The organism is Aliidiomarina sanyensis (genome assembly GCF_003987175.1).
GTDB classification, from domain to species: domain Bacteria; phylum Pseudomonadota; class Gammaproteobacteria; order Enterobacterales; family Alteromonadaceae; genus Aliidiomarina; species Aliidiomarina sanyensis.
On record NZ_PIPM01000004.1, the window covers coordinates 1 to 26,151 of the forward strand.

Consider the following 26,151-nt stretch of genomic DNA (forward strand, 5'->3'; position numbering starts at 1 on the left):
TATCCTGTATATCGCAGGTCATTGTGGTTCCTCTTTCAATTTACTTTGGTCGGTAAATCAAAAGGATAAACTTTGACCTGCACCTTTTCCAGCTCAGGCGAAATTACAGAAAGAATGATGCACTAACCTCTGGAGTGCTGCCATTGCTTAACGGACTGAGCATGCCGGGCTGCATCAGAGACAGTTCTCCGGATGCTTGGGGTCGGCGCGTTATTATTAATCGAAAGTTGGGTCGAAAAAGTGACGGCATTGATACAGCTCAGCTTGATGAGCTAACGTATCTGTTAGAGTCGGGATCAGATCGTATTGGTGCATTAGATTTTCAGCTTTCGCCAACGGAGTATGTTCCGCGCTCAGCAACAAATGCGACAATGACAGAACTGCTGGAATCCGCTGAGCGGGTTGAGAAAGGAGTGCCGCTTACACCAGAGCTAGATCGCGCGCTTTTTCATGGGACCTCGATTGGTGGAGCCCGCCCTAAAGCCGTGATTGAGGATGGCGGAGCGAAATATATTGCGAAGTTTTCCACGAACACTGATCTCTATAACGTGGTCAAGGCGGAGTTCATTGCGATGCGTTTGGCAAAACTGGTTGGACTAAATGTTGCTTCCGTAAAGTTAACCAAGGCGGCTAATAAAGATGTATTACTAGTCGAACGCTTCGACCGCGTTATGTCGAAACAAGGCTGGACCCGCAAAGCTATGGTATCTGCACTGACGTTATTTGCACTGGATGATATGATGGCACGATATGCGAGCTATAAAACGCTAGCAGAGATTATTCGACACCGATTTACTGAACCCAAGAAAACGTTACGTGAACTGTTCTGCCGCCTCACATTCAATATACTTTGCGGCAATACAGATGACCACGCACGCAATCACGCAGCATTCTGGGATGGAGAATCGTTGTCAATCACTCCCGCTTACGATATCTGCCCTCAAGGGCGCACCGGAAACGAGGCGTCTCAGGCGATGCTGATTGTTGACAACAATAGAATGAGTCAGTTAGCGACGTGCTTAGAAGCCGCTCATAACTTTTTATTATCAAGGGAAGAAGCGAAGGAGATCTTTGACCACCAGATTCAGGTTATTACTGATCATTGGGACGCGGTTTGTGCTGAAGCTAAGCTGGGGGAAATTGATAAACGCTTACTTTGGAACCGGCAGTTTTTAAACCCTTATTCGATAGAGTTGTAAGCTTAAATGTCACCTAAACACCCTGTTTGAGCATTTCATTTTACTCAATAACGCGATGCGGTTAGAGCGAGAGCGTATTTCCGCGTGTGCCGTGGCAGCGATCTCAATATTCATTGAACATCGTTGTTCTCTCGTTTGAAACCACTCAACTCAGCCATTGCAAATAAGTATAAAATTTAACCAGCAGTTGGCCCGTTCCGCACCCAACGGGCATAGCATCGGCTCCCCGTGCCCTTAACCGCGAATAACATTCAGTTAACACACGCTCATCAAGGGGTTTCGTGCGGGCAATGTCAAGTGTAAAAATTGCAATTTTATGCGATTTTGGTCACTTTCTCGCCTTTCCTTTAGCACTCAAATTCCCTAAAATTCTCCTCCCTTTCGCTGAACAGAAAATAACCGATGCGGATAGGCTCTTATCAACTGACGAATAATGTGCTGTTAGCGCCAATGGCTGGAGTCACTGACTTGCCATTTCGTCGTTTGTGCGTGCAACTTGGCGCGGGCATGGCCGTCTCTGAAATGCTTTCGAGTAACCCGGAAGTATGGAATACAGAGAAGTCACGCGCCCGAATGGTGCACCACCAAGAGCCGGGAATTCGTTCGGTCCAAATTGCCGGGTCTGACCCGGAGTTGATGGCACGGGCTGCGCAACACAATGTAAGTGAAGGCGCCCAAATCATTGATATCAATATGGGGTGTCCAGCAAAGAAAGTGAATAAAAAGCTGGCTGGGTCGGCTTTGTTGCAAGACCCTGATCTAGTTGAGCGCATTCTGTATGCGGTTGTCGAAGCGGTCGATGTTCCAGTGACGTTAAAAATACGCACCGGATGGGACCCAGAACATCGCAATGGGGTACAGATTGCAAAAATTGCGGAACGTGCGGGCATTCAATCGCTCGCAGTTCACGGAAGAACCCGCAGTTGTATGTATAAAGGCCATGCCGAGTACGACACCATCAAGGCAATAAAGCAGGCAATATCCATTCCTGTGGTGGCTAACGGTGATGTCACAACGCCCGAGAAAGCACGTGATGTGCTTACCTACACGGGCGCTGACGCGGTTATGGTCGGGCGTGGAGCTCAAGGAAATCCCTGGATCTTCCGCGAGATCGTGCACTTTCTTGAAACCGGCGAAGCGCATGCAGCACCAACCGGTCAGGAAATCACCCACGTCATGCGCGAACACCTGCAGGCACTTCATGTTTTTTATGGTGCCCAACGCGGCTTGCGCATCGCCCGGAAACATATTGGTTGGTATCTGGAAGGCAACTTGGCATCGAAACCCGGTGCGATGGAATTCAAGCGGCAGTTTAATGCCCTTGAGTCAGCATCCGAACAACTTGAAGCCCTAGAAGAATATTTTGTTAACTTAGACGAGAGATAAGAGCGCTATTATGTTTGACCAAAACGGAAATCGTGAAGCAGTATCCACACCTTTGACAACTATTGGCCAGAATTCAAATCCGAAGCCATTGCGCAATTCGGTAAAGCAGGCGCTAAACAACTTCCTCAAGCAGTTAGATGGTCAAGATCCAGATGACTTATACGAGTTGGTTCTCTCTGAAGTTGAAGCTCCGTTACTTGAAGAAGTCATGACTTACACCCGTGGCAACCAAACACGTGCAGCGACTATGCTTGGCATTAACCGCGGGACCCTGCGGAAAAAGCTTAAAAAGTACGGTATGAATTAATTCGGTCTCGCCTGAGGCGAGGAGATTGCGATTAAGTGAATTCATTGAACCGCAAACATCCGAAAACTTTCCCTTTAAAACGCTGTCTATTAAGGCAGCGTTTTTTTATGTTTTTTCTCCTATGGAGCACCCACTTCACTCCTGACCCTGCAAGACGCCACATCGTTTTGCACGGTCCACGAACTTCGGGTAGAGTGAGCGCATCTGCATTTGGTTATTGAAAGGCTGTAAACCCCTATGAAGAAAGTGATTATCCCGCTAGTGGGCGCCGCTGTGCTCGCCACCTCGCTTTGGTTGACGCTTGGGCAACACACAGGCGCGGAAGCAACCACAGATGCTGACTACGAGCTGGTAAGCAAGATCCGCGAGAACAATCCGCGATTTGCCAACGCGTCGATCGTCGTCCACCGCAACCTTGCTGAGTTTGGCTTCGCTAATCTGTATGAAATCAACTTAGGCGGGCAAAATATGGTGGTGACCGAGGATGGCCGCTACGCATTTGTCGGTGATTTCTTTGATCTGTCCGACATTACCAATTTAAGCGCGGAGCATCGCACCGAGCGTATGGCGCAAGTAGCAGAGCAAGAGCTGCCAAATGTTACCGACGAAATGCGCATTACCTTTTCTGTCAATGACGGGGTTCAAGAAATTGGCAGCATCTATGTATTTACCGATCCAACCTGCACGTATTGCCGTCGCCTCCACCAAGAGCTCGATGAATACGCTGCCGCCGGTGTAACTGTGCATTACCTTCCGTATCCCCGCAGTGGCCTGCAACGGGGCCGTGATTTTACGCAGCTCTCTGCGATTTATTGTGCGGATGATCGCCATACCGCCATGGATGATTTCAAATTCGATCAGGCGGGCGATAAATATGCAGGCGTCGGCACGACGGCCGAATGCCATGAGATTATTGAGCGAGGCTATCGGCTCGGTCAGCGCGTTGGCGTGACCGGAACCCCATTCATTGTGCTATCGAGTGGTGGCGTGATCCCCGGATACAACCCGGCGCGTCAAATCATTCAGCGCATGCAATAAGCTATTCGTACAGCTCGCACATTGAAAAGCGGTGGTGAGGCGACAGGTAATGGTCGCGTCGCCACCGCTTTTTACGTATAATATGCAGCCGCATCCATCATGCGGCCCTCCTCGTCAGCGAGCCCGTGGTGTTTCCCTTCACGCTAGCAACTAACGAGTACGAATCATGAGCCAGATCCGCCCTGTTCGACGCGCGCTTTTGAGCGTTTCTGATAAAACCGGCATTGTAGATTTCGCCCAAGCACTGCACGCCCGTGGCGTCGAAATCCTGTCGACCGGTGGCACCGCCAAGCTCCTTGAGCAAGAAGGTATTCCAGTGATCGAAGTGTCCGCGCATACCGGACAACCGGAGATCATGGACGGCCGCGTGAAGACTCTGCATCCGAAAATCCACGGCGGTATTTTAGCGCGGCGCGATCAAGATCAAGCCACCATGGATGAGCACGGCATTGTGCCGATCGATCTGGTTGCCGTGAATTTGTACCCGTTTGCAGAAACCGTTAAAAAGCCTGGCTGTAGCTTGCAAGATGCCATCGAAAACATCGATATCGGTGGGCCAACCATGGTTCGTGCTGCTGCCAAAAATCATGCAGATGTTACCATTATCGTCAATGCGCACGATTACGATCGCGTCCTCGGTGAGCTCGCGCAATTCGATGGCGTGACCGATGCCACTCGCTTTGATCTGGCCATTCGCGCATTTGAGCATACGGCTGCGTATGATGGGATGATTGCGAACTACTTTGGTCAGCGCATTGAAAGCCACGAGCAACCCGAGCCGTTCCCACGAACTCTTAATTTCCAGCTGCATAAAAAACAAGATCTCCGGTACGGTGAGAATGCACACCAGCGTGCGGCATTTTATGTGGACCCAAGCCATCACGAAGCCTCGGTTGCCAGCTCAACGCAGCTGCAAGGAAAAGAGCTTTCCTTTAATAATATCGCGGATACCGATGCTGCTTTGGAGTGTGTAAAGTCCTTCACGCAGCCCGCCTGTGTCATCGTGAAACACGCAAATCCTTGTGGGGTCGCTGTCGATAAGACCCTGCTCGCGGCCTATGACCGCGCATTTAAAACCGACCCAACATCGGCATTTGGCGGCATCATTGCCTTTAACCGACCGCTCGATGAAGCGACCGCTCATGCCATCATTGATCGGCAGTTCGTGGAGGTGATCATTGCACCGGGGGTGACCAAAAAGGCCCAAACGATCATCGCAGCGAAAAAGAATGTTCGCTTGCTGGTTACCCACGATTTTTCAGCCCGCGTTGCTCAATTAGATTTCAAGCGAGTGCAAGGGGGGCTGCTGGTGCAGGATATTGACCATGGCTCCGTGCCGGATAACGACCTGAAGGTCGTTACAAAAGCACAGCCGACCGAAGCTCAACTGGCCGACCTGCGCTTTGCATGGACCGTCGCAAAATACGTGAAATCAAACGCGATTGTTTACGCGAAAGATGGCATGACGATTGGTGTTGGCGCCGGTCAGATGAGCCGAGTTTATAGTGCCAAAATCGCTGGCATCAAAGCCGCCGATGAAGGACTTGAAGTCATTGGTTCGGTGATGGCTTCCGATGCATTTTTCCCATTCCGGGATGGCATCGACGCCGCGGCAGCCGCAGGCATCAAAGCGATTATTCAGCCAGGTGGGTCGATTCGTGATGAAGAAATCATTGCAGCGGCCGATGAGCATGGTATTGCCATGGTCTTTACCGGCATGCGCCATTTCCGTCACTAATACGTCCGGACGAGCGAAACGTGCGTATTCATCATCGGGATCGGGTTGTGCGGTGGTTCATCGCCGACCCGATGTTATGTTGTCTATAATAATCGAGTCACGATGCTGCTTTGTCAGCATCGATTCACTTCAACAAGAAGGGACCTGATATGAAACACATCGCACCGATGACCGTCGCAGGGCTGATTGCTCTTACTTTCGGCACAACTGCAGAAGCCCATAATCATGGGGGCAATCAAGCGCTCAAAGAAGCAATTGCCGCTGAACACCGCACCCCTGCATTCGTAGACCGCGATCATTATCGCAATCCATATGAAACCCTGAATTTCTTTGACGTCCAACCAGACATGACCGTAGTCGAAATCTGGCCCGGCGCTGGTTGGTATACAGAGATTCTAGCACCCTATTTACACGAGAGCGGGACCTTGTACGCCGCGCACTTCCCAGCAGACCATGAGCGGGAAATGTACCGCAACTCACGGGCGCGCTTTGAAGAGAAGATGGCGAGCCATGACGTGTATGAAAACGTCATTGTGACGTCTTTCGCTCCGGGCGTTGCACACGATATTGCCCCAGAAGGAAGTGCAGACCGCGTGATTACGTTCCGCAACCTACATAACTGGTTTATGCAAGGGCAAGAGCAAGGGATTACTGACGCATTCGATGCGTTTTACGCTGCTCTAAAGCCGGGTGGTATTTTAGGCATTGTCGACCATCGGCTGCCTGAAGATCGCGATGACGATGCAATGCATGCCTCCGGCTACATGAAAGCGAGCTGGGCGCGAGCCTTTGCTGAAGCGGCAGGCTTTGAGTACGTCGGAAGCAGCGAAGTCAACGCGAATCCAAACGACACCGCAGACCACGAAGGTGGTGTATGGGCACTCCCCCCGACCCTCCGTCACGGAGATAACGACCGGGAACGCTATCAATCCATTGGGGAAAGCGATCGCTTTACCCTGAAATTCCGAAAACCTGAAGCATAGGAACAAGGCATGAAGGTACTGGTAATCGGCGGAGGCGGTCGTGAACACGCCTTGGCTTGGAAGGCGGCCCAATCAAGCCGCGTAGAGCATGTTTTCGTTGCACCGGGAAATGCAGGCACCGCAAACGAACCGCGCATTTCAAACGTGAATATTGCAGCAGATGATGTTCAGGGCCTCCTGGAATTTGCGCAACAAGAGCATATTGCGCTCACCATTGTAGGTCCAGAAGCCCCCCTAGTATTGGGCGTGGTGGATACGTTCCAAGCGCACGGTCTGGCTATCTTTGGACCCACCAAAGGTGCAGCGCAACTGGAAGGTTCAAAAGCCTTTTGTAAGGACTTTCTTGCGCGGCACAAGATCCCAACCGCTGCTTACCAGACATTTAGTGAAATTAAACCGGCCAAGGCTTATGTACGTGAGCAATCACTTCCGATTGTCATCAAGGCTGATGGACTTGCAGCTGGCAAAGGTGTGATTATTGCGGAATCCCTCGAGCAAGCGGACGCGGCAATTGATGATATGCTCGCAGGCAATAAATTTGGTGAAGCGGGTAGCCGGGTGGTGGTCGAAGAATTCTTGGTCGGTGAGGAAGCCAGCTTTATTGCCATGGTCGATGGCGACACCATTTTGCCATTTGCCTCGAGCCAAGACCACAAAGCGCGGGACGATGGTGATAAAGGTCCAAATACTGGTGGTATGGGTGCCTACTCTCCCGCCCCCGTCGTGACGCAAGCGGTCAACGACTGGGTGATGGAGCATGTGATGCGGCCGACAGTGGAAGGAATGAAAGCGGAAGGCAACACCTACGTCGGCTTTTTGTACGCTGGTTTGATGGTCGCGCCCGATGGAACGGCAAAGGTTCTGGAATACAACTGCCGATTTGGCGATCCAGAAACGCAACCCATCATGATGCGCTTGCAGTCTGACCTTGTGGAGTTATGCTTTGATGCGCTTGCCGCACGCCTCGGCGTGAATCCGATTGAGTTTGATCCACGTGCTGCTGTCGGTGTCGTTATGGCAGCAGGCGGCTATCCCGATGCCTATCGCAAAGGCGATGTGATCACTGGCATTCCAGCAGAAACAGAAAACAGCAAAACGTTCCATGCAGGAACCGCGATTAAAAACGGTGAGGTGGTCACAGCGGGTGGACGTGTGTTGTGTTGCACTGCGTTGGCAGATAGCGTGACGGCGGCCCAAACAGCAGCCTATGGGCTGGTTCATCAAATTAAATGGGACCAAGCCTACTTCCGAACGGACATTGCGCATCGCGCCATCAAGCGCGAGCAAAGCTAGACACCCGAGGAAGCAGTATCGGATACAAAAATGGCTCCCGAAGGAGCCATTTTTTTAATCCTCTACGACCAAATCGTCATCTGCGGTGGTCGAATCAAAATCGGAATCATCGACGACTTTCGAACGACCATACATACTGCCGACTTTCGGCCGATTGATGCGCGCTTGATACTTGACCCACGCTTTCTCGACCGCTGTTTCAGCTGCTTTTTCACCTTTCGCCACTGCTAACAAGGCCTTGTCTTCCGCCGTTTCAGGCGCAAATTCACCATTGAGCATCGCAGTGATCAAGCAACCATAGTGCAACAGGGCATCGCTCTCGCGGATTGAGAAATCGCCAGAACGGGCAAAACCATAAGGATAATTCCGGAAATCATTGTACGGTTTCCGAAGCAGGGTATCACGAGTTACAGTCGCCATATCAAATCCACCATTCAGACAACTTTGCTAAACGACAGTGGAACTGCCGCGTTCACGTGACGATATAGAGGCATTAAAAAACTTTGTCAATCTTTTTTGGAAAAAATCGACAGTCTGCGGGTAAGAAGCTCTGCGGGTGGACCTTCTGTGCTCATGAGGCGCAAAAAGCAAAAAAGCAGCCCGAAGGCTGCTTTTTCTGAATTTGGAGCGGGAAACGAGACTCGAACTCGCGACCCCAACCTTGGCAAGGTTGTGCTCTACCAACTGAGCTATTCCCGCATTTTAATGGCACCGCTAACTCGCGAGTGCGGAGCGCATTTTACTGAATTCAGGAGGCATTGCAACCCCCTTCTTTTAAGATTTTTTCTGTTCGTCGAAAAAATGTTCACGGTAATATTTCAATTCTTCGATCGACTCGATGATATCGGCGAGCGCCTCGTGTTTATTATGCTTATTAAAACCCGGCAGAATATCCGGTTTCCAGCGTTTTGCGAGCTCTTTTACCGTGCTGACATCCAGGTTTCGATAATGAAAGAAGGCTTCCAAATTTGGCATATAGCGCGCCAGAAAACGGCGATCTTGGCAGATACTATTTCCGCACATCGGTGATTTCCCCGGCTGCACATGCTGCTGAAGGAATTGTATGGTGAGTGCTTCGGCTTCAGCTTCACGCAATGTGCTGTCTTTCACCCGTTGTACGAGGCCCGATCCCGTATGCGTCCGAGTGTTCCACTCATCCATGCTCTCAATCCGCGCATCGCTCTGATGCACGGCCACAACGGGGCCTTCTGCAATGATATTTAACTGGTCATCCGTCACAATGGTCGCGATTTCAATAATCACATCGTCTTCGGGGCTGAGTCCCGTCATTTCTAAGTCAATCCAAATCAGACGGTCTGGGGCCGGCGCCGCAACTTCATCGGTCATACTGTTCTCCTTCCATAATGGTCATCATGCTACCACGAAAATCCGCCAAGCGGAGTCAAAAAAGACGGAGAGATTTCCACCATGGGTACCGAGTTTCAGTAACTGCCTAGAGAATAATTTGCTACCATAGTGAAAGTATTTTTCAGTGACAGGATTTGCCTTGGCAAAACGTTCAAAACTCACCAAAGGTCAGCTTCGTCGCGTGCGAGCAAACCAAGAGAAGCGCCTCGCAAAGCGTCAAATGCATGAAGAAGCCGAATGGCAAGACGATGAGCTTGGTCAACTCGAGTACGGGCGCGTTGTCAGTCGCTTTGGACAACATGCGGATGTTCTAAGCGAAAGTGGTGACATCTTGCGGTGCAACATTCGTCGGACAATAGAGACCCTCGTCACCGGTGACCGTGTTGCATGGCGTCGGGCTTCTGCAACGGAGCAAGGCCTCCAAGGGGTGATTGAGGCGGCGGAAGCGCGAGAATCGGTCCTGTGCCGTCCGGACCAATATGATGGCATCAAACCGATCGCCGCCAACGTCGACCAAATCTTTATCGTTTCGTCCCCACAACCCGCGTTTTCTGATCAAATCATTGATCGCTATCTCGTGGCCTGTGAGGATGCCGGAATCGACGCGATCATTGTGATGAATAAAACCGACCTGATTCACCCTGATGAGGCTGAAGCGATTGACGCGCGACTCGCCGTTTATTCCGCTATTGGCTATCGCGTCCTGCGTGTAAGTGCGCACACGGGAGAGGGCATTGCGGAACTTCGCGATGCTTTTCCGAATCATATCTCGGTGTTGGTAGGTCAATCCGGCGTTGGTAAGTCCTCACTCATTAAGGCCACCCTGCCGGAAATTGACCTTGCCATCGGTGCCATCTCCGACGGCTCGGGCCTGGGTCAACATACAACCACGGTGGCGCGCTGGTACGGCCTAGCGCAAGGCGGCGCGTTGATTGATTCACCAGGAATCCGCGAGTTTGGGTTGTGGCACATTGCTCCGGAACGTGTCGCTTATTGCTTTAAAGACTTTCGTTCTTATCTCGGAACCTGTAAATTCCGCGATTGTAAGCATGGAAGCGACCCTGGCTGCGCAATTCAAGCCGCCGTCACCGCTGGAGCGCTCGATGCAAAACGAGTTGAGAACTATCACCGAATTGTCAAAGAACAGCATTAGCATAGGCGCAGATTGCGACTGTGCACGAAGTATCACCGCGCCGTAACCGGTGCGAACGAAGATGAGGAAATCACGTGTCAGCTGTTGATCGTTTTAAAATTATCGCGCAGTACATCATGCCAAAACATCTCCTTTCCCGGGCGATGGGGAAATTTGCCAGCGCGCGCGCCGGATGGCTGACGCGGGCTTTTACCCGCTGGTTCGTTAATAAATACAACGTCGATATGAGTGAAGCGGTGCAAGAGGACTTGCAGGCGTACCCCACATTTAATGAATTCTTCACCCGTCCGCTCAAACCGGAAGCCCGCCCCTTACTGGCCGAGGCCGGCCAACTGGCCCATCCGGTTGACGGTACAGTCAGTCAGTTAGGTCCGATTCATGGAGACAGTATTGTTCAAGCCAAGAATCACAACTATTCCATGCGTGCGCTGCTTGGAGGCGATAGCGCACTTGCCGCAGAATTTGAGCACGGCGACTTTGCCACGATCTACTTGGCACCCCGGGACTATCATCGCATTCACATGCCGCTTGCCGGTACCTTGCGGCAAATGATTTATGTTCCCGGTGACTTGTTCTCAGTGAATCCCCTCACCGCCGAAAATGTCCCGAATCTTTTCGCGCGTAATGAGCGCGTGGTCGCTGTCTTTGATAGTGAGCACGGTCCGTTTGCCATGGTTCTGGTTGGAGCCACCATTGTCGCGAGCATCGAAACCGTCTGGGCCGGTACCGTCACACCGCCTACCGGCCCGCGGATCCATACGTGGGATTATCCAGCGGAGGGCCTCAATGCGATCACCTTGGACAAGGGAGAGGAAATGGGCCGCTTCAAGTTAGGCTCGACCGTGGTGCTCGTTTTCCCAAAAGACTCAATGTCGTTTGATGAATCGCTTCAGCCAGGTACCGTGACGCGCATGGGCACCATTCTTGGCACCGTAAAGGACAGCAAAGACACCTAGCAACACCGAAACGTGACGAAGGAGGTTCTATGCACGTCATTGCACATCGTGGCGCAAGCTTTGAAGCGCCTGAAAACACCCTCGTCGCTTTCGAACGAGCTATTGATGCGCATGCAGACGGCATTGAACTGGATGTCATGGAAGTCGATGGCGAGATCTTTGTCTTTCATGACCGTTACCTGCGCCGTCTTGCCGCCCATCCGGGGCGGTTTCAAGATCTTACGCAAGAGCAAATTCGCGCCTTACGGGTGTTCAGCCAACACCCCGTTCCCACTCTCGACGAAACCCTCGCGTTTATTGCGGGTCGCTGTTGGGTCAATATCGAACTGAAGTCCGCGGTAGACCTAACACGCTTATTGAGCACCATCGAACATGCCATACAAGCGCATGGCTTCGAAAACGAGCAATTCCTCATCTCTGCGTTTAATCATCACTGGCTGCGCGATATCAAACGTGCACGTCCCGAAACGCGAATTGGCGCGCTCAGTGCAAGCTGTATGCTTGACTATGCAACCTTTGCGGAAATCCTCGGTGCTTACTCCGTGCATATTGACGTGGATTTTGTAACCCCCGAGCTGGTGGCCGATGCTCATCGACGGGGTTTATTGCTGTATGTTTACACGGTAGATGAACCGGAAGACATTCTGATGCTTCAGGAATGGGGCGTGGATGGAATTTTTACGAATCATCCGCGCCACTCGCGCAATGTGCTTGACGGGCTCACCCGTACATCGCCCTTTTTGGTGTAGCAGGACCCGCACAACTCACCCAGCATAAAAAAGCCCGGAAATAATAATCCGGGCTTTTCTCTCTACGCTTTGGCGAACTAAACTTTCTCAGCTTCCTCGCGAAGTGCCACTTCACCCCGACGATCTGGATAATCTGCTTCCATTTGCTGCAGTTCACGCTCCAACTGACGCGGTGAACGGGTATTCTTCGCAAGACCCATGTATAGCGCAGGTACCAGGAAAATCGTCATAAATGCAGAGAATGCAACGCCTGCAAAGATGACCGTACCGATTACCATTCGGCTCTCCGCACCCGGTCCGCTCGCGAGAACCAATGGAAGCGCACTCATCAGCGTGGTAAACGCGGTCATGATAATAGGGCGTAAGCGCAAACGTGACGCACGCGCCAGCGCATCTTCAAATTTCATTCCTGCATCGCGCAGCTGGTTGGCAAACTCAACAATGAGGATACCGTTCTTCGCAGCCAAACCAATCAGCATCACAATTCCAATTTGTGAGTAAATATTGATTGTCATGCCCGTCGCCCAGAGCCCAAATAGGGCCCCGAACACCGCGAGCGGAACGGTCAATATAATCACGAATGGATGCACAAAACTTTCGAACTGTGCTGCAAGAACCAGGAACGTGATTGCCAATGCCAACGCAAAGATGAAGATAATCGTATTCCCCCCCTCTTGGTACAGCAGTGATTGACCCTTGTAATCAATCATCACGTCATCGGGTAAATGCTCCGCCACAATGTTCTCAAGATAGTTCAAGGCCTCACCCAACGAGTAACCGTCGGCCAAGTTGGCCGTGATGGTGATGGCACGCATCCGGTTATAACGATTCAACTGAGACGCCGTTGCGCCCTCTTGAACCGTGACCAAATTCGACATGGGGATAAGCTGACCGGTTCGCTGTGAACGCACATAGATATTGTCAACAGATTGCGGAGAACGGAAATCTTCACGCTCACCCTCAAGGATCACGTTATATTCCTCACCGCGGTCTTGGTAGCGTGTCACACGGCGCTGCCCAAGCATACTCTCAAGGGTACGCCCAATATCACCGACTGAAACGCCCAAGTCAGCTGCACGCTCTTGGTCGATTTGGATCAAGAGCTGCGGCACCGTCTCGTTGTAGTCACTATCGAGCTGGATCAGGCCCGGATTCTCCGAAGCTTTTTCAATCACGATGTCCCGATAGCGCGCCAAGTCCTCAAAGGTATTGCCTTGCAGAACGAATTCTACTGGACGAGAGCCACCGCCGCCGCTGATACCGCTGCGCATGTTAGCAAACGCAATGACATCAGGAACTTCGTTGAGCTTCACGCGAATTTCGTTCATTAAATCGAATGAACTCCAATCCCGCTCGCTAAACGGAATGGTTCCAACAATCGCGATCCCTGCACTGTTCCCCCAGCCTGGAGTCCGAATAATCAAACGATCCACCTTGCCTTGATCGATATACGGCAACAAGATTTCTTCAATTTTCCGCATGTTACGCGAGTTCGACTCGGGGCTTGCACCCTCCGCTGCGCGCACCATCACAAAGAAGTTACCGCGGTCTTCCGGCGGAACAAACTCCTGACCGACCCGATCAAACATCAGGTATGCAGAGGCTGCGGCGAGCACCACCACTGCAAAGGCCATGGCTGGGAAGCTAATGGTTCGGCGAACCACCTTTTCATAGCCTTCTTCAAGACGCTTAAAGCCATTGTCTAAGAATTTGCCTAACCCCCGGTTGCGCTCTTTTTTCTTCAGTATCTTCGAGCACAACATCGGGGAGAGCGTCAGCGCCGTAATACTCGAGAAGGCGACTGCCGCTGCAAGTGCAATGGCGAACTCGGTAAAGAGCATCCCAATGTTTCCATCGAGGAATATCAGCGGCACGAACACCGCAATCAACACCATGGTGGTCGCAACCACTGCAAAACCAACCTCTCGTGCTCCGCGGTACGCTGCCAACAAGGGCGGATCACCCTGCTCAACCCGACGATAGATGTTTTCCAACACAACAATCGAATCATCCACCACCAAACCAATCGCTAAAACCAAGGCTAAGAGGGTCAAGAGGTTGATCGAGAAGCCCATCGCGTACAACACGATGTAGGACGACATGAGCGCGACGGGAACCGTGATCGCTGGAATCAGGGTGACGCGGATATTTCCCAGGAATAAATAAATCACAATGACGACCATCGCCATCGCGATAAACAGTGTGTTGTAGACCTCTTGGATTGAATCACGGATGAAGATCGACGAGTCGTAGGATGGCACCAGAATCATACTGGCTGGGAGGGTGGCGCGCAGACGCTCAATCTCTCGCTCGACGTTATCAACAACTTCGAGGGTGTTGGCGTCTGATTGACGCACGATCCCCAAACCGATCATGTTGATCCCGTTACCACGGAACTCCGAACGATCGTCTTCTGCTTCCAGTGAGACCCGGGCCACTTCCCCTAAGCGAACTAAGAATCCATCAGAACCGGATGCGATCGTCAAATTCGCAAAATCTTGCGGTGTAAGGAAGCTGCGCGCGACACGTACAGTAAACTCCCGATCGCGTGATTCGATGGTTCCCGCTGGAAGTTCGACGTTTTCAGCGCGCAGACGGTTCTCAATGTCTGTGACCGTGATACCACGTGCAGCCATCGCATTCCGATCCAACCAGAGCTTCATCGCATAGCGACGCTCACCCCCAATCTGAACCCGCGCAACCCCATCGACAACCGATAATCGGTCAACAATGTAGCGACTCGCATAATCGGTGAGCTCGAGGGTGGTCATATTCTCACTGCGGAGGTTATACCAGACCACCGTATCTTCGTCGGCATTCGCCTTCGTCACCTCGGGCGGCATTACCTGCTCAGGTAAATTTCGCAATACCCGTTGAACCCGTTCTCGGACATCGTTCGCTGCATCGTCGATGTTTCGGCTTTGTTCAAACTCAATCGTAATCCGTGAGTTGCCATCGCGGCTGCGCGACGTGATGGTTTTAATACCATCAATTCCACTAATACGTTCTTCAATGACTTGTGTAATTTGAGTTTCAACAATCTCGGCGTTGGCACCCGGATAGTTGGTGTTAATCGAAACCACCGGCGGATCAATATTGGGATACTCACGCAGGGGCAGTGACGTAAAGGCCACAACCCCGAAGATAATCAAAAGAATATTAATAACCGTCGCAAAGACCGGACGCTTAACGGAGGTATCTGACAAAAACATGCGCGTTCCCCTTAGCGTTCAGTCACGGTCACGGGTAATCCGTCGCGGACTCGAATGGTCCCCTCAACGATCACCATGTCGCCTTCTTGAATCCCATCCCGAATTTCAACCCAACCTGGTTGACGACGCCCGACTTCAACTTGGGTGCGCACTGCGCGCCCCTCGTCATTGACAATAAAGACATACTGTTCAGTACGGATTGGAATCACCGCACTCTCAGGGACCATCAGAGTGTGATCAACGCGACGTTCCAATTGAATGCGCAAGAGCATACCTGCTCGCAGCTCACGGTTCTCATTATCAATCGCCGCTCGAATCGAAATCGAGCGGGTGACTGGGTCGACGCGCGAGCCTAGGCTAACAATCTCGCCGATGAACTCTCGGCCAGGATAGGCGGCTGAAAGTGCAATGACACGCTGGCCCGGGCGCAAGCTCGTCAAATGCAATTCAGGGACACTGAAATCAACAAAAATGGGCGTAATGGTATCCAGAGTTGTAATCACGTCACCGGGGCGGACCAATTGGCCGGGGCTCACTTTGCGCAAACCGACTTTTCCGCTGAATGGCGCATGAATGGTCATCTCTTCAAGCCGTGAACGCGCAACTTCAAGCTCCGCGGAGGTTTGTTCGACCCGTACTTCTTGTTCTTCGATCATGCTCCGTGATGCGGCGTTTTCTTGCGCCAGCTCACGCAGACGATTCAACTGACGGCGATTCTCTGCCAAACGGAATTCAAGCTCTTGCACTCGCGCGCGCTCTTCGCGGTCCGACAATTGCACCATCAATTGACCTTCTTCCACATCGTCGCCATCAGAGAAATAAATCTCGCGGACGGTTTGGGAGACTCGCGCCATGATATCGACCGATTCTCGGGCTTGCGCTGTACCAAGGCCTTCGATGGTGTCACGGAATTCCATAACCCGTGCAGGTGCGCCAACCACAGTCACAGCCCCCGGGCCTCGCTGAGCAGAAATATCTTCCCCTTCAGCAAAGTAGAGGTACCCGACAACTACAGCAAGAATGACTGCAACAACACTTAAGGGTGTGAAATATGAACGTTTCGACATAATGAATCCCGGCGTCCCTTTCTAACTTTTGGAATACTCAATACGGGCATTGTAACGCAAAGGTGCCACGAGTCTCGGCACCTTCAACGCTTATATATCGGGATTGGTCGCAAAAACGATCACTTGTGAAAGGCAGAACTCAGTTCGGTAACCGCTTGAATAAAGGCTTCCGCGTGCGCTGGGTCGACTTCGGGATGGATCCCATGACCTAAGTTAAACACGTGTCCCGTGCCCGATCCAAAGCTTTCCAGAATAGTCTGAACTTCCTCGCGAATCCGCTCAGGGCTTGCATACAGAACACTTGGATCCATATTCCCTTGCAAGGCAACCTGATCACCGACACGCCGACGCGCATCGCCGATATTCGTGGTCCAATCAACGCCCAGTGCATCGCAACCCGTTGCCGCCATCAATTCGAGCCACTGGCCACCATTCTTCGTGAACAATGTGACAGGAACTTTACGGCCTTCATTTTCGCGTGTTAGTCCATCCACGATTTGCGCCATGTAGCGTAAGCTAAACTCTTGGTAGTCCCGCGGCGACAAAACACCACCCCAGGTGTCAAAAATCATCACCGATTGCGCTCCATTGGCGATTTGCGCATTCAAATAGCTGGTGACTGACTGCGCCAACTTATCCAGCAACTGATGCATGACTTTCGGCTCCCGGTAGAGCATGGATTTCACCACCGAGAAGTTCTTGGTACTCCCGCCTTCTACCATGTAGGTTGCGAGTGTCCACGGGCTTCCCGAAAACCCAATCAGAGGTACTTCACCTTTGAGTTCCCGGCGAATGGTGCTGACCGCACGCATGACATATCCGAGTTCATCTTCTGGGTCTGGGATACCGAGCTTCTCGACAGCTTTCGCGTCTCGAATAGGCCGTTCGAAACGTGGTCCTTCGCCTTGCTCAAAGTAGAGGCCCAATCCCATTGCATCGGGAATAGTGAGGATATCGGAGAACAAGATTGCGGCATCGAGCGGATAACGGCGTAATGGTTGTAGCGTCACCTCACAGGCCAGCTCTGCATTGCGGCACAGGCTCATGAAATCGCCCGCTTGTCCACGAACCTGCCGATACTCTGGTAAATAACGGCCCGCCTGACGCATCATCCAGATCGGTGTACGATCCACCGGTTGTTTCGCCAACGCACGTAAATACCGGTCGTTCTTCAATTCATAGCTCATAAATTCTGTATCCTCACAAATGACGGCGGGATTCTATCAAGAACTTCCCAGAACTTCAGCTTTTACCGTCGCAATGAGCCGTGCAGCAATGGTGCCTGGGGGTGGCGTTTGGGGTAAAGCTTCAATATCAAACCATCCTCCTTCTAGCAGCTCATCTTCATCAAAATTCAGATCGCCGGCCTCCCAGCGGGCCGTAAACCCGGCCATCAGAGAATGAGGAAAGGGCCAAGGCTGGCTGAAGCGGTAACGTAAATCCGTCACCTGAATACCCGCTTCCTCAAAAACCTCACGGTGAAGTGCCTGTTCGAGCGACTCGCCACTTTCCACAAACCCGGCGAGGACCGAAAAAAGCCCCTCGGGATGACGGCTACCCCGCGCCAATAGAATCTCTCGACCTCGGTAGATCGCAACGATAATGCAAGGAGAGATGCGCGGATAACTGACGAATTCGCAAGCTGGACAGCTAACTGCAAGCTCGTGCTGAACCTCTTCCGTGCGATGACCACAGCGGCCGCAAAATTGATGTGTCAGAAGAAAATGTTGTACTTGGCACGCGCGACCCGCCAAGGCAAAGGCTTCGCTGTCTTTGCTGAGTAATAATTGGCGCAATGGCGTCCACAGATAGCCGGCAGGCTCTCGCTCATCTTCCGGCCATAGCATGACGTACGCCGGCCCCTCAGCAAGCTCTCCAATCCGTGCTGTGTAGGCCGTCATGGCTTGTGGGAAATCATCAATGCGAGCGACCGGAAGATTTCCTTGAGGGTCTGTGAGCAGCTTGTTTTCCCGCACGATAAACCAGTGGACCTGGACATCAGCTGCAGGGGTTTCGGCGGGACGAATCATAGAAGCCTCATCTTCGTAGTTCAATCGTTAAAGAAACGCAAGGGAGTTCGAAATAAAGTTGCTTTTACCCACACTCACAACGTAGAGTGAACAAAACAACCGGTCACGCAGGACGCTTGCAAGGAGTACTATTATGTTACGCCGGAACAAAGAAGCCAAACAGCAATGGGCAGGATTGAATACGGCACTCGATCGCTGGCTTGATGAACGGCAAGACCTTCTCGTTCGTTACTTTAAACTCGCTGGACTTCCCCCGTACGATGAACACCCAGAACAACTCCCGTCAGCAGAAGATATTCGAGGTTTTTGCGAGGTACTGGTTGATTACATATCCGCCGGTCACTTTGAACTGTACGATCACATTTTGGCAGAAGCTCAAGCCCACAATCAACGTACCGATGCGCTGGCCAAGCAGCTGTATCCGTTAATCGCCATCACTACGGAAGCGGCGCTGCGGTTCAATGATGAATACGCAGAAGCCTGTGATGAAGACTCGTTACCGCACTTTACCCGCGATCTTTCTACACTTGGGGAAGCACTGCAAAACCGTTTGGAATATGAAGATCAGTTGATCGCACTGCTCGCGGAGCACGAAGTACTCCCGCAAGCTTAAACAGCTTGTAGGTTCTGACCGACAAGACGGTCAAAAAAAACGCTGCACTTGGTGCAGCGTTTTTCGTTCTATCTTCTTGCTTAATCGTCCGTCGCACCGACCGTGCGTGTTGAAATGGCATTCGCTGCAATATCATCGGCTGTAAACCATAGCGGACGCAATTGTGGCATATCCGAATACAATTCCGTTTGATCGAGGAAATGTGGCGAGCGCACATCACTTGATTGTGAATAGGTCAGCAAGCCACGGGCTTCAGGACCTTCCTCCGTGAAGCGCATCACAAACATCCAACTGGAACCGCTGGTAATGTGATACCCCTGTTCGGACAACTGTGTTTGCGACAGCGATGGATACCGATGACGCGGCAGCAAGGTGCCATCTTCTGCTCCTTGTGAACGGAACACATTGAAACCACCTTCAATATTATTTGCTCCGGACCACGGCAGCCGTTCACCGCTTGGCTGGCCGTTCGGCAGGCTGCGTTCAACAAATTGAACTTCGCCCAATGAAGCAGTCACGGGATGAATACTTTGCTCAATTTTATCTACAGCCTCAGCAAGCATCCGCAATACCTCCGCACTATTGCCAAGTCCACTTGGAGTTTCCAACGGACGGCGGAAGTCATAAGGAATGGCCCATTGTGGATTACGGCTGAACCGTTCGGCAAATTCCCGCAAGACAAAAGCACCGATGCTGTTTTGGTCCATTCGACCATCCCACAGTGCCAGCGCGCCACAGGCTTGTGCAATGTTCACAGTGCGGCTGCCAATATCGACCGGTGTGTCGCCGCGAGCAGTACAAACCGCTACCAGATCCGCATGCAGCTCTTCTCCAAGGAACGCCCGATTGCTCAAAAGTGCCTCTTCCATTTCCGTTAGCGTGACGTCGCTAAGTTCCATCAGCTTTTTTTGCCCCATTCGTGAACGCAAGGTTTGCTGATTGTTGTAGGGACCAAACAAGTAATAATCTGGATTGCTGGTGCTCACGATAGGTGCATCTGGGTTGGTCAGCCAAAACGAATCATTTGAGTTTTGTACAAAGTCGGTCCGCCGCAATTGCGGTGCACGTTCAAACGGAACACGCCCTTGTGGACGGAACATGGTGCGATGACCAGGTACTAGAGTAAACGGGGCTTGTCCACGGACCGCCAGAAGCACCAGATTCGTCCGCAACTCCTGAAGAGCCTCAGGCAGCAAATCAGGCACCGAGGACCCGTCCGTAAAGAACACGTCACCATTTTTATCGGCAGCCATGATATTGTTGAAAATCAAGCCCGTGTAATGTTCAAACGAGCGCTCCACCGCGTCTATGTCCGATGCGACATTCAGCGCCAACCAGTGGTCGAGGATATCGAAATTCGGCAAATTGGCATCAAACAACGCAAATGCCGATCGCGTCCCAGCCAAATCGCCACCCCACTCAAAGTTACCGGGAATAGAGAGCATGGGGCCAAATGAGCTCGAGTAGAACGTTCGCTCCAAAGTGATGGTGCTGGTCGGCCCGGTAGCGACTTCAATTTGAATAGTTTGTTCTTGAATGGCTTGAGGTTCGCCATCCACTAAATAGGTCATGCCCGAATCATCGTTTGGATCCAGGTGCAATTGATACACCACAAACCGTTCCGCAGTTGAGAAGGTATGCGTCCACGCCACGTTTTCGTTAAAACCTATATTCACAACGCCCGGCATCCCTGTCAGCGAGCCGCCTACAACTTTCATTTCACCCGGAATCTCGATTCCGAACTGCCAAAAACGTTGATTGCCTACATGCGGGAAGTGCGGGTTAGCAAGGACCATACCCATGCCATTCTCGGTCATATCCCGGCCAAGTGCCCAACCGTTAGAGCCCAGTTCCTCAGGATTTGGGTGCGGCACATCCATCGCTGTTAGGTCGAGGTCAATGGAGAAGGTCCCCTCGCCTTCCATGCCTCCCACCGGAGTCGGATTGAAACTGGTTCCCGGAGGTGTCGCGATGAACAGAGGCTGCAAGAAATTCGCGGCCCCGGGGAGCAGTGCTACGCCCAGGGCATAGGTGAGCATGTCGACCGGCTCTATCGGCTGCACCCATGGCATACCAGCACATGGCGGGGCAATATTTTCGACGCCGGTCGTCTCTAGGTAATAGTTATAGCCCGCAGCATATCCCTGCAGAAGTGCCTGACTCTCTTCGCTTAGATTGCTAATATTCTCTTCGGCGAGCGCTCGAATCCCGAGGGCTTTGTAGGTGAAGTCATTGATCACGTTTCCACTATCACCCGACCCCGGTACTGCATCAGGACCAAAAAAGCGCGCCCGACGCGAATTAAACCGGACAAATTGATCCGCTAAAATACAGATATTGTCTTCCGCAAAAGCAACCGCGGTGCCAAACGCAATCCCTTCCAAGCTATCGCTCGTAATATACGGAACGCCAAAGTCAGTTCGCGTGATGGATGCACTAACTTCTCCGGGAGCAAAGGTCGTCACGCCAAACGGATCAGGACCTGGGGGCGGCGGTGGAGGGGTCACAACCGGAGGTTCTTGGATATCAGGGCTGGATGAGGAGCCAAAACACCCAGTGAGCACAAGGGTACATGCGGTGGCTAGGACGCTTAATCGGAGTATACGAGATAGACTCGGCTGCGGAGAACGCATCGTTATTATCCTTATTCTTAGGGGAAACATGCAGACCGTACCGCCTACCTCGGTCATTTTTTTCTGTGTTCGAATGAACATCGTGAGATTCAGTATTTAACACCGCCCGAAAAAGGTCAAACCAGTTAAAAGGACGCTGGTCCAGTTTGGTGCACACTGAAGCGCAAAAAAAAGCCCTCCGAAGAGGGCTTTCCTTAAGCGAAGCTTCCCAAATTCCTTTAATCTACGCGTGCTGGAATCACATCAATCAGCTCGACCTCAAAAATCAGCACTGAGTAAGGCTCAATCAACGGGCCGCGCTGTGAGTCGCCGTAGGCCAGCTCTTGTGGGATGACAAAGCGATACTTCGCGCCAACTTGCATCAGTTGGAGCCCTTCAGTCCAGCCGGGAATCACGCGGTTCACCGGAAACCGAATCGTTTCGCCACGCTCGTACGAACTATCGAATTCCTCACCGGTTACCAAGGTTCCTGCGTAATGCACTTCTACGATATCTGTCGGACCTGGTGCAGGACCATCGCCTTCACGCAAGACTTCAAACTGCAGTCCTGAAGGCGTCACCATCACACCTTCACGCTCGATATTTTCTTCTAAATAGGCCAGACCACGAGCATGGTTTTCGGATAACACTTGCTCCGTCTCCGGTACCGACTCCGTCAGAATTCTCCGGATTTCTTCCCATTGTTCGGTAATACCGTCATCATCCATCCGGCTTTCGTCATTCAGCGCGTCCCAAAAGCCAATCGCCACAATGCGACCGTTCAGGCCTTTGTCATAGTCTTGCAGCATGTTGTCGATCAACAGAATCTGCATACCTAAATACGCGCCCAACATGTACAGTTGAGAGGTCATTTCATCGTCATCAAATGTCATTTCTTTGATGGCTGGTAAGTCCGCCATCGCTGCAGCGTCATCCAAACCGCGAACCATCAACTCAAGCTCGAGCATCTGAGTTTGCAGGCGCGGCTCACGATTCATCATGTCCACAAAACCAACATGCAGCAGCTCATTTTTCTCTTGGCCCGCAACATCAGGATATTCATCCGTGAGCATCTCGATCACTTGGGTCACTTCACGCAACGCAGCAGCACCAACCGCATAAGAGCGGGCATCCTGCTCTTTGCGTAAATCCACACGATCTGGGCTTTGACCACCGCAAGCCGCAAGAATAACAGCGCTCAACAAAACGATGAGGGCTTTGGACATTAACTTCATGGAGTTCTCCGTTTTCATGTCATTATATGGGCGCGCTTCCATTGTTCGGGGCGACACCAGATGAGAAGACGCCTATCATATACGGAAATCAGCACAAATGACCAACGGATTCAAAAAGCATGAGTAAAAATTCACCAAATGTGGCCGCGCCGGATGCTGCTCTGATTGAACGAATCGATCGGCTCGAGACCCAATTGGCGTTTCAAGAAGATACGATCGCAGAGCTCAACGAGTTGCTGACACAACAAAATCAAGAGCTTGCCAAGTTACACAAGCATTTCTTTTTGGTGCTTGAGCGTGTACAACAATTAAACGATTCGCAAAAAGAAGCACCGGTCGATGAGAGACCGCCGCATTATTAATTCGCCCGACGACAAGGAGCTCTCGTATGTCAGATCGCCACCCCATTATTGCTGTGACCGGTTCATCAGGGTCGGGAACGACAACAACCAGTCAGGCGGTTCGACATATTTTTCGCAGTCTGCGTGTGGATGCCGCCTTTGTTGAAGGCGATAGTTTTCATCGTTATACCCGCCCGGAGATGGATGTTGCGATTCGCAAGGCCCAAGAAAAAGGCAAGCACATCAGCTACTTCGGCCCCGAAGCTAATGATTTCAAGGCCCTTGAAGCACTATTTAAAACCTACGGCGAAACCGGCAACGGACGGCATCGACGCTATCTGCACAGCTTTGATGATGCGGTGCCTTACAATCAAATGCCCGGGACCTTCACCCCATGGGAGCCACTGGCGTCAGATACCGATCTGCTGTTTTACGAAGGGCTGCATGGTGCAGTTGCCGGCGATGACTATGATGTCGCGCGCCACGTGGATTTGATGATTGGCATGGTGCCTATCGTCAACTTGGAGTGGATTCAAAAGATTATTCGTGACACATCAGAACGCGGCCATTCGCGCGAGAGCGTCGCACAAAGTATTGTACGGAGTATGGATGACTACATTCATCATATCGTGCCGCAGTTCTCTCGGACCCACATTAATTTCCAGCGCGTCCCAACCGTCGATACCTCGAACCCTTTTAGTGCCAAAGACATTCCATCCATGGATGAGAGTTTTGTTGTGATTCGCTTTCGGGGGATCCCAAACCCTGATTTCCCCTACTATTTGCAGATGATTGATGGATCCTTCATGTCGCGGATCAATACGCTCGTGGTGCCCGGCGGCAAAATGGGGCTGGCGATGGAGTTGATCTTAACCCCTCTCATTGAACGCCTGATGGATCGTAAGCAACGGGCGATTATTCAAGCACAAGACGCATAAAAAAGCCGGGGTTACCCGGCTTCGTTCACAATCTCAAAACTGTGCGTCACATTCACACTCTTGCTCAACATAATCGAGACCGAGCAATACTTATCCGCACTCAGTTTAACCGCCCGTTCAACGTGCGATGGAGCTATATCGCGCCCATACACCACGAACTTCAAGTGAATGTCCGTGAACACGGCGGGGGTTGCATCCGCCCGTTGGCCGTCGACCAGTACCTCGACGGTCCGAACTGATTGCTTCGCCTTTTGCAAGATACTCACGACGTCCACAGATGAGCAACTCGCGGCCGCCATCAAGACCATTTCCATGGGGCTAGGGGCGTCTTTTGCACCATCCCCATCGAGGACCACGCTGTGTCCGCTTCCTGATGTAGCGACAAACTTTAGCCCATCTATCCACTGGACCTTTGCTGACATTGGCTTAGCCATGAGCACTCCTAGAATTTTAATCCTGGGTTCAAGGTTGCCGGCATCTCACTGTGTTCGGCTTCCACGGAAGCAACCGGATACGCACAGTAGTCTGCCGCATAATAAGCGCTTGGGCGGTGATTCCCACTCTCCCCAATCCCGCCAAACGGTGCCGCGCTGCTCGCGCCGGTGATCGGCTTGTTCCAGTTCACGATGCCTGCACGGATGCGATGGAAGAAGTAATCCCAATCACTCCGCTCATCACTGAGTAAACCTGCAGACAAGCCAAAGCGTGTATTATTCGCCTCAGCAATGGCCGCATCGAAGTCCGTGAAGCGGTAAACTTTGAGCAGGGGTCCGAAATGCTCTTCGTCCGGCATGTCACGAACGTCTGACACATCCAAAATACCCGGTGTAACAAATCCTTTCTTTGGATCCGGTTGCTCCATGGTCACGAGCGCTTTCGCCCCTAGACCTATGAGCTGCTCCTGCGCAGCCACCATCCCAGCAGCAGCTTTGGCCGAGATCATTGCACCCATAAAGGGTTGTGGATCTGCATCGTAATGGCCGACCTCAATGTTTTTGGTGACCTCAATCAGGCGTGCGAGAATCGCATCGCCTTTGGCACCCGTTTCAATGAACAAACGGCGTGAACAGGTGCAGCGTTGACCGGATGTGATAAATGCTGACTGCACAATATTGTGGACCGTCGCATCCACATCCTGGGCATTTTTCACGATCAACGGATTATTCCCACCCATCTCAAGGGCTAGAATCTTGTCGGGCCGACCGCCAAATTGTTCATGCAAGAACTTCCCAGTAGTCGACGAACCCGTGAAAAACAAACCGTCCATCTCGGGGTGTGCCACTAACGCCTTACCAGTATCCACCAAGCCTTGTACAAGATTAAGGACGCCCGCAGGGAGGCCTGCCTTTTCCCATAGTTCAACGGTGAACTGGGCTACCCACGGAGTGAGCTCACTCGGTTTGAAAACGACCACATTGCCCGCCAGCAACGCAGGAACGATATGGCCGTTCGGCAAATGCCCTGGAAAGTTATACGGTCCGAACACCGCGACCACGCCATGAGGTTTATGACGAATAAAGGCTTTCGCGCCAGGCATCTCATTTTCAACCAAACCTGTGCGTTCATGATAGGCCTTTTCAGAGATGCCCACTTTACCAATCATGGCACCGACTTCAGTGCGCGTTTCCCACAACGGCTTGCCGGTCTCTCGCGCCATCACAAGCGCCATGCCTTCTTTATTCTCTTCAAGCAATGAAGCAAAGCGTTTCACTCGGCTGAGACGATCTTCAAATGCCATCGCCGCCCAGGCTGGAAATGCGGCGCGAGCTGCGCGCATCGCCGCGTCAACTTGTTGGGCGCTAGCCGCTTGGCCACGCCACACAACGGTATCTTTTGCAGGATCAACGGACGTAAACTCTGCGCCCTCACCGGATTGCCAGACGCCATTGATAAAATGAGTCCGTAGTTGCTCTGCCATTTATCTTCTCCTCAA

The 26,151-nt window shown here is 51.9% G+C and carries 23 protein-coding genes and 1 tRNA gene; 13 read left to right on the forward strand and 11 right to left on the reverse strand.

The window, feature by feature from the left end; translation table 11 throughout:
* Window positions 1–161: 161 nt before the first annotated feature.
* The 7 genes from CWE11_RS05250 to purD all read left to right on the forward strand — a co-directional run bounded on the left by CWE11_RS05250 (window position 162) and on the right by purD (window position 7,944).
* Window positions 162–1,199, forward strand: coding sequence for a type II toxin-antitoxin system HipA family toxin (locus tag CWE11_RS05250; protein WP_198675601.1), 1,038 nt, complete (start codon window positions 162–164; stop codon window positions 1,197–1,199).
* 402 nt (window positions 1,200–1,601) lie between these two features.
* Window positions 1,602–2,585 carry a tRNA dihydrouridine synthase DusB gene (gene dusB, locus CWE11_RS05255; protein WP_126776560.1) on the forward strand — a complete coding sequence of 328 codons (984 nt, stop codon included), beginning with the start codon at window positions 1,602–1,604 and terminating at the stop codon, window positions 2,583–2,585.
* Between the two features lie 10 nt (window positions 2,586–2,595).
* Window positions 2,596–2,892 (forward strand): DNA-binding transcriptional regulator Fis, encoded by a 297-nt coding sequence (gene fis, locus CWE11_RS05260; protein WP_126776561.1) that lies wholly within the window; start codon window positions 2,596–2,598, stop codon window positions 2,890–2,892.
* Window positions 2,893–3,129: 237 nt separating this feature from the next.
* The gene (locus CWE11_RS05265; RefSeq protein ID WP_126776562.1) at window positions 3,130–3,930 is read left to right on the forward strand and encodes a DsbC family protein; all 801 of its coding nucleotides are present in this window, start codon (window positions 3,130–3,132) and stop codon (window positions 3,928–3,930) included.
* 166 nt (window positions 3,931–4,096) lie between these two features.
* On the forward strand, window positions 4,097–5,668 hold the full coding sequence (gene purH, locus CWE11_RS05270) for a bifunctional phosphoribosylaminoimidazolecarboxamide formyltransferase/IMP cyclohydrolase (RefSeq protein ID WP_126776563.1): 1,572 nt from the start codon (window positions 4,097–4,099) through the stop codon (window positions 5,666–5,668).
* Between the two features lie 149 nt (window positions 5,669–5,817).
* Window positions 5,818–6,651 (forward strand): class I SAM-dependent methyltransferase, encoded by an 834-nt coding sequence (locus CWE11_RS05275; RefSeq protein WP_126776564.1) that lies wholly within the window; start codon window positions 5,818–5,820, stop codon window positions 6,649–6,651.
* 9 nt (window positions 6,652–6,660) lie between these two features.
* Window positions 6,661–7,944 carry a phosphoribosylamine--glycine ligase gene (gene purD, locus CWE11_RS05280; RefSeq protein WP_126776565.1) on the forward strand — a complete coding sequence of 428 codons (1,284 nt, stop codon included), beginning with the start codon at window positions 6,661–6,663 and terminating at the stop codon, window positions 7,942–7,944.
* Window positions 7,945–7,998: 54 nt separating this feature from the next.
* On the opposite strand, the gene CWE11_RS05285 is transcribed toward purD, so the two are convergent.
* The 3 genes from CWE11_RS05285 to orn all read right to left on the reverse strand — a co-directional run bounded on the left by CWE11_RS05285 (window position 7,999) and on the right by orn (window position 9,291).
* On the reverse strand, window positions 7,999–8,364 hold the full coding sequence (locus tag CWE11_RS05285; protein WP_126776566.1) for a MaoP family protein: 366 nt from the start codon (window positions 8,362–8,364) through the stop codon (window positions 7,999–8,001).
* A gap of 203 nt (window positions 8,365–8,567) precedes the next feature.
* A tRNA-Gly gene (locus CWE11_RS05290) sits at window positions 8,568–8,643 on the reverse strand.
* Window positions 8,644–8,718: 75 nt separating this feature from the next.
* The gene (gene orn / locus CWE11_RS05295; RefSeq protein ID WP_126776567.1) at window positions 8,719–9,291 is read right to left on the reverse strand and encodes an oligoribonuclease; all 573 of its coding nucleotides are present in this window, start codon (window positions 9,289–9,291) and stop codon (window positions 8,719–8,721) included.
* 160 nt (window positions 9,292–9,451) lie between these two features.
* Here orn and rsgA point away from each other — a divergent pair, with 160 nt between their 5' ends.
* From rsgA to CWE11_RS05310, 3 genes are all read left to right on the forward strand, one after another.
* Window positions 9,452–10,465 (forward strand): small ribosomal subunit biogenesis GTPase RsgA, encoded by a 1,014-nt coding sequence (gene rsgA, locus CWE11_RS05300; protein WP_126776568.1) that lies wholly within the window; start codon window positions 9,452–9,454, stop codon window positions 10,463–10,465.
* A 74-nt stretch (window positions 10,466–10,539) separates the two neighbouring features.
* Complete coding sequence (asd, locus tag CWE11_RS05305; protein ID WP_241971735.1) at window positions 10,540–11,421, forward strand: archaetidylserine decarboxylase; 882 nt, start codon at window positions 10,540–10,542, stop codon at window positions 11,419–11,421.
* A 29-nt stretch (window positions 11,422–11,450) separates the two neighbouring features.
* The gene (locus tag CWE11_RS05310) at window positions 11,451–12,170 is read left to right on the forward strand and encodes a glycerophosphodiester phosphodiesterase (RefSeq protein ID WP_126776569.1); all 720 of its coding nucleotides are present in this window, start codon (window positions 11,451–11,453) and stop codon (window positions 12,168–12,170) included.
* A 77-nt stretch (window positions 12,171–12,247) separates the two neighbouring features.
* Here the strand turns inward: CWE11_RS05310 and CWE11_RS05315 are convergent, their stop codons facing one another.
* From CWE11_RS05315 to nudC, 4 genes are all read right to left on the reverse strand, one after another.
* Window positions 12,248–15,382 carry an efflux RND transporter permease subunit gene (locus CWE11_RS05315; RefSeq protein WP_126776570.1) on the reverse strand — a complete coding sequence of 1,045 codons (3,135 nt, stop codon included), beginning with the start codon at window positions 15,380–15,382 and terminating at the stop codon, window positions 12,248–12,250.
* An 11-nt stretch (window positions 15,383–15,393) separates the two neighbouring features.
* Window positions 15,394–16,449: an efflux RND transporter periplasmic adaptor subunit gene (locus CWE11_RS05320; protein WP_126776571.1), complete on the reverse strand. Its 1,056-nt coding sequence runs from the start codon at window positions 16,447–16,449 to the stop codon at window positions 15,394–15,396.
* Window positions 16,450–16,568: 119 nt separating this feature from the next.
* Window positions 16,569–17,636 carry a uroporphyrinogen decarboxylase gene (gene hemE, locus CWE11_RS05325; RefSeq protein WP_126776572.1) on the reverse strand — a complete coding sequence of 356 codons (1,068 nt, stop codon included), beginning with the start codon at window positions 17,634–17,636 and terminating at the stop codon, window positions 16,569–16,571.
* A 36-nt stretch (window positions 17,637–17,672) separates the two neighbouring features.
* Window positions 17,673–18,479, reverse strand: a complete 807-nt coding sequence (gene nudC, locus CWE11_RS05330) for an NAD(+) diphosphatase (protein WP_126776573.1) — start codon at window positions 18,477–18,479, stop codon at window positions 17,673–17,675.
* 133 nt (window positions 18,480–18,612) lie between these two features.
* On the opposite strand from nudC, the gene rsd reads away from it, so the two are divergent.
* A complete protein-coding gene (gene rsd, locus CWE11_RS05335; protein WP_126776574.1) occupies window positions 18,613–19,092 on the forward strand; it encodes a sigma D regulator in 480 nt (159 codons plus the stop codon).
* A gap of 80 nt (window positions 19,093–19,172) precedes the next feature.
* Here the strand turns inward: rsd and CWE11_RS05340 are convergent, their stop codons facing one another.
* Together CWE11_RS05340 and CWE11_RS05345 are read right to left on the reverse strand one after the other, a co-directional pair.
* Window positions 19,173–21,725: a penicillin acylase family protein gene (locus CWE11_RS05340; RefSeq protein ID WP_126776575.1), complete on the reverse strand. Its 2,553-nt coding sequence runs from the start codon at window positions 21,723–21,725 to the stop codon at window positions 19,173–19,175.
* Between the two features lie 218 nt (window positions 21,726–21,943).
* Window positions 21,944–22,939, reverse strand: coding sequence for an FKBP-type peptidyl-prolyl cis-trans isomerase (locus CWE11_RS05345; RefSeq protein WP_241971736.1), 996 nt, complete (start codon window positions 22,937–22,939; stop codon window positions 21,944–21,946).
* Between the two features lie 119 nt (window positions 22,940–23,058).
* Here CWE11_RS05345 and CWE11_RS05350 point away from each other — a divergent pair, with 119 nt between their 5' ends.
* Window positions 23,059–23,301, forward strand: a complete 243-nt coding sequence (locus tag CWE11_RS05350) for a SlyX family protein (RefSeq protein ID WP_126776576.1) — start codon at window positions 23,059–23,061, stop codon at window positions 23,299–23,301.
* 26 nt (window positions 23,302–23,327) lie between these two features.
* Window positions 23,328–24,218, forward strand: coding sequence for a phosphoribulokinase (locus tag CWE11_RS05355; RefSeq protein WP_126776577.1), 891 nt, complete (start codon window positions 23,328–23,330; stop codon window positions 24,216–24,218).
* Window positions 24,219–24,229: 11 nt separating this feature from the next.
* Here CWE11_RS05355 and CWE11_RS05360 read toward each other — a convergent pair whose 3' ends face one another.
* Together CWE11_RS05360 and astD are read right to left on the reverse strand one after the other, a co-directional pair.
* Complete coding sequence (locus CWE11_RS05360; protein ID WP_126776714.1) at window positions 24,230–24,640, reverse strand: OsmC family protein; 411 nt, start codon at window positions 24,638–24,640, stop codon at window positions 24,230–24,232.
* A gap of 20 nt (window positions 24,641–24,660) precedes the next feature.
* Entirely contained in the window at window positions 24,661–26,136 is a 1,476-nt protein-coding gene (astD, locus tag CWE11_RS05365; protein WP_126776578.1) for a succinylglutamate-semialdehyde dehydrogenase, read from the reverse strand.
* Window positions 26,137–26,151: the final 15 nt, after the last annotated feature.

Bases quoted from the DNA above. Each gene is read 5' to 3' on its own strand.
- CWE11_RS05250 (WP_198675601.1), top strand. From the start codon at position 162: ATGCCGGGCTGCATCAGAGACAGTTCTCCGGATGCTTGGGGTCGGCGC.
- dusB (WP_126776560.1), top strand. From the start codon at position 1,602: ATGCGGATAGGCTCTTATCAACTGACGAATAATGTGCTGTTAGCGCCA.
- fis (WP_126776561.1), top strand. From the start codon at position 2,596: ATGTTTGACCAAAACGGAAATCGTGAAGCAGTATCCACACCTTTGACA.
- CWE11_RS05265 (WP_126776562.1), top strand. From the start codon at position 3,130: ATGAAGAAAGTGATTATCCCGCTAGTGGGCGCCGCTGTGCTCGCCACC.
- purH (WP_126776563.1), top strand. From the start codon at position 4,097: ATGAGCCAGATCCGCCCTGTTCGACGCGCGCTTTTGAGCGTTTCTGAT.
- CWE11_RS05275 (WP_126776564.1), top strand. From the start codon at position 5,818: ATGAAACACATCGCACCGATGACCGTCGCAGGGCTGATTGCTCTTACT.
- purD (WP_126776565.1), top strand. From the start codon at position 6,661: ATGAAGGTACTGGTAATCGGCGGAGGCGGTCGTGAACACGCCTTGGCT.
- CWE11_RS05285 (WP_126776566.1), bottom strand. From the start codon at position 8,364: ATGGCGACTGTAACTCGTGATACCCTGCTTCGGAAACCGTACAATGAT.
- orn (WP_126776567.1), bottom strand. From the start codon at position 9,291: ATGACCGATGAAGTTGCGGCGCCGGCCCCAGACCGTCTGATTTGGATT.
- CWE11_RS05310 (WP_126776569.1), top strand. From the start codon at position 11,451: ATGCACGTCATTGCACATCGTGGCGCAAGCTTTGAAGCGCCTGAAAAC.
- CWE11_RS05315 (WP_126776570.1), bottom strand. From the start codon at position 15,382: ATGTTTTTGTCAGATACCTCCGTTAAGCGTCCGGTCTTTGCGACGGTT.
- CWE11_RS05320 (WP_126776571.1), bottom strand. From the start codon at position 16,449: ATGTCGAAACGTTCATATTTCACACCCTTAAGTGTTGTTGCAGTCATT.
- hemE (WP_126776572.1), bottom strand. From the start codon at position 17,636: ATGAGCTATGAATTGAAGAACGACCGGTATTTACGTGCGTTGGCGAAA.
- nudC (WP_126776573.1), bottom strand. From the start codon at position 18,479: ATGATTCGTCCCGCCGAAACCCCTGCAGCTGATGTCCAGGTCCACTGG.
- rsd (WP_126776574.1), top strand. From the start codon at position 18,613: ATGTTACGCCGGAACAAAGAAGCCAAACAGCAATGGGCAGGATTGAAT.
- CWE11_RS05340 (WP_126776575.1), bottom strand. From the start codon at position 21,725: ATGCGTTCTCCGCAGCCGAGTCTATCTCGTATACTCCGATTAAGCGTC.
- CWE11_RS05345 (WP_241971736.1), bottom strand. From the start codon at position 22,939: ATGAAGTTAATGTCCAAAGCCCTCATCGTTTTGTTGAGCGCTGTTATT.
- CWE11_RS05350 (WP_126776576.1), top strand. From the start codon at position 23,059: ATGAGTAAAAATTCACCAAATGTGGCCGCGCCGGATGCTGCTCTGATT.
- CWE11_RS05355 (WP_126776577.1), top strand. From the start codon at position 23,328: ATGTCAGATCGCCACCCCATTATTGCTGTGACCGGTTCATCAGGGTCG.
- CWE11_RS05360 (WP_126776714.1), bottom strand. From the start codon at position 24,640: ATGTCAGCAAAGGTCCAGTGGATAGATGGGCTAAAGTTTGTCGCTACA.
- astD (WP_126776578.1), bottom strand. From the start codon at position 26,136: ATGGCAGAGCAACTACGGACTCATTTTATCAATGGCGTCTGGCAATCC.